Here is a 2,875-nt window from a genome sequence, read left to right on the forward strand (position 1 = left end):
GTTTGAAGGAGGACGGGCTCGCGGCTATCGTGAAAGCATTGGAGGGATGGGAATCAGCGCATGGAGGCGCAGCATGAGCGAAGTTACGCTTCGCGCACCGGGCGACGATGACTGGCCAGCGATTCTAGACCTCGCGGAACTATCGCTTGCTGAATTGCCGAATGCGACAAGTCGGCTCGATTCATCAAAGATTCGCCGATCTTGCCTGACTGGCTAGCAGGTCCTTCGGAACTGCCAATGCTGGCGGCGTCGTAGCGGTGAATCTCAGAACTCTAGACTTTTCGCCGCTTTCGGAGTTTTTGGTAGCCACAGGCGGTTCAGGCGCGCGGGCCGGCGCCGTTCGTTTCGGGATCGCGGGTTGCCTTGTGAACGGCCGCCAGCAGGGTGGCTTTCTTGACCGGCTTGACGACGTGCGCATCGCATCCCGCGTCGATGGTTTTCTCCAACGCCTCGGCGAGGACGGAAGCGGTTAGCGCGAGGATCGGGACGCGCCGGCGTCCGGTGTCACGCTCGATCGCGCGTATCGCGCGGGTCGCCGAGTAGCCGTCCATGACCGGCATCTCGATGTCCATCAGCACCAGGTCGTAGCTGCCGATCCTGAACTTTTCGACTGCCGCGGCGCCGTCTTCGGCATCGTCGATAATGTATGGCGTCTTTTTGACGTATGCATGCACGAGTAGCCGGTTGTCGCGCGAATCGTCGGCCAGCAGAATCCTGAGCGGACGCATCTCTTCCAATACGTCACTGTCGGAGGTCGGATGGACGCCGTTGCGCTCGTCTGGCGAGATGAGTTGAGATGCTGCATCAGCGGCGCCAAGTGCCCGGTTCAGCGCTGCGAACAGATCGACGCGTCTTATCGGCTTGACCATGAAGATCTCGATGCCCGCCTTGCGAGCGCGCGCCATGGTCGCGCCCAAGTCGTCGGAGGTGAGCATCAGAATGATCGGACGGTCGTGCGGCCCAAGCCCGCGATGCCGAATCCGATCGGCCACTTCTATCCCGTCCATCCCTGGCATCCGGCAATCCAGCAGTACCGCGCGATAGGGGTCGCTGCCCGCCGCGGCCCGATCGATTTCTTCCAGCGCATCCGGGCCGCTCTCAACACAGGTAACTATGACACCCTGCGAGGTGAGCGCCTCGCGCAGGATCATTCGGTTGACCGCGGTGTCGTCGACCACCAGGATGCGCATGCCGGCCAGCTCCACGTTCGCGGCTGGCGGCGGCGCGACCGTCGCACGGCCCGGGCGGGTCTTGAACTCGGCGGTGAAGCTGAAGGTGCTGCCTTTGCCGATCTCGCTCTGGACGGTTATCGCGCCCCCGTACATCTCGACCAGCCGTTTGACGATCGCGAGGCCTAGCCCGCTTCCGCCGTACTTTCGGGTGGTCGAGGAATCGGCCTGGGTGAAGGCGTCAAAGAGGAAGTGTTGCAACTTTGAAAACGGTGACGGAGGACGCCCCGAGAGGAACTGGGCGGCGAAGTCTCAGGCAGCCAGATCGAAGAGCTGGTCGATGAACTGATTCTGTTGGCGAACATCAGCGTCGCTGACCCACCGCGCCTGCCCCTTCCGGATCATGTGCATTGCCTCGTATCCCTCAATCGTTCGCCGGGCTGCTTGGAACTCACGAAAGCTCTGCTTGGCCTTCACTCGTCGTTTGATCGCTCGATGATCCTGCTCCAGGATGTTGTTCAAGTATTGGACCGGTCGATGTCGGCAGCGGCGGCGCAGGGTTCCTTCCTCTTTCACTGCTGCAATCGCCGCGCCGTAGAGGCGGGCCTGATCAGTATTGATGACGCGGGGCTGGGGGTGCGATGGATCGCTGAGAGCCTTGCGGAACAGGCGTTTGGCCGCCGCAGCATCGCGCAACGCCGACAGCAGGAAGTCGATAGTGGCACCGGTGGAATCGATGGCCCGATAGAGGTAACACCAACGGCCCTTCACTCGAATATACGTCTCATCGACACGCCAGGATTTGTTGGTCGGCTTGAGATGACGGCGCAGCCGCTGCTCCAGTTCGGGACCGTAACGTTGAACCCAACGCCAGATCGTCGTGTGATCCACTCCAGACCGCGTTCGGCGAGCAACTCTTCGACATCGCGGAGCGAGAGCGAGTACCGAAGATACCAGCGCACCGCACAAAGAATCAGCTCCGGCGCCGTCTGCCGCCACTTGAAGATTGCCGGTCGGGTTACGTTCTTCACGATCTTTTCAGGCTACCAGCTACCCCCGCCAAAGTTGCAACACATCCGGCATCGGCACCGAATTACTCGCCCACAGAGAGAAAAAATCGAAGTGACGCGCAACGGCTCACCATCTAAGCGTTCTCCGGTGCCGATGGGCCGTGCGCATCGCCACTGCGCGCGCGCAGGAACGAGCCGTCGAAATCTCATAGTCCTCTTGCGTTCGATGACTTCCAAACCTGCTGGCTGGATCAATCGGGGCGTCTTAGGCCAAAGCGAGGCAGAACCGGTTCACTGCCAAGCGGTGGGAAATCCTTTGGCCTCAAAGCCGGGCTCGAACTGCGCGTTTGTAAGCCCGTTGGTGTTGGTGCCACTGTGAATCAGAATTCAAATGGAAACCCCAGTTAAAATGGAAATACCTTACGAAGTCGAACCCAAAGGACGACTGATGACAAGCGTGAACCATTCGATTAGTAGGCGAGGTTTGCTACGGCTCGGCGCACTAACCGTTCTGACTACTGCAGTCTCGCCAATGATCTGGCGGAACGAGGCGCTAGCGGAGGTCTGCAACCCTGAGGCCCCTACGACTCCCGCCACAGCGCTGACAGCTTTGATGGCTGGCAACGCCCGTTGGGCGGCGGAAGAACAAGAGCACCCGGGCGAAGATACGGGGCGCCGCGAGTGTCTTGCCAATCA

The 2,875-nt window shown here is 60.6% G+C and carries 1 protein-coding gene and 1 pseudogene; both read right to left on the minus strand.

The features are described 5' to 3' along the window. Nucleotides 1-317 precede the first annotated feature (317 nt). Complete coding sequence (locus VIO10_RS13420; protein ID WP_331965085.1) at nt 318-1,430, minus strand: response regulator; 1,113 nt, start codon at nt 1,428-1,430, stop codon at nt 318-320. Nucleotides 1,431-1,481: 51 nt separating this feature from the next. Beyond that, nucleotides 1,482-2,200, minus strand: a pseudogene (locus VIO10_RS13425) (IS6 family transposase). Nucleotides 2,201-2,875: the final 675 nt, after the last annotated feature.

The organism is Candidatus Binatus sp. (assembly GCF_036567905.1).
Taxonomy (GTDB): Bacteria; Desulfobacterota; Binatia; order Binatales; family Binataceae; genus Binatus.